This window comes from Patiriisocius sp. 208BN25-11 (assembly GCF_058147145.1).
Map to the genome: position 1 here is coordinate 1 of NZ_JBYVJY010000084.1, position 257 is coordinate 257.

Genomic DNA, 257 nt, shown 5'->3' on the forward strand with positions numbered 1-257 from the left:
TTTAAACAGATAGAATAGATAGGCTACTAATGCATACTACGGGGAGGGTAAGTGCTCCCTGTATTAAACCATATATTATGAAACACCGATTACTCATTATTTTTATCGCGGTACTTTTTACAGTTCTAGGTACGGTATCGGCACAACAAGATCCCCAGTACACGCAGTATATGTACAATACCCAGATGGTGAATCCCGGGTATGCTGGTTCAAAGGAGGCCTTAAGTTTTGGTCTTTTACTCAGAACACAGTGGGTA

Annotated in this window: 1 protein-coding gene; it reads left to right on the top strand. The window is 40.9% G+C overall.

The features are described 5' to 3' along the window. Nucleotides 1-77 precede the first annotated feature (77 nt). Nucleotides 78-257: type IX secretion system membrane protein PorP/SprF (locus tag ACY2RS_RS15660; RefSeq protein WP_490099598.1), on the top strand; the 180-nt coding region annotated here is incomplete at its 3' end.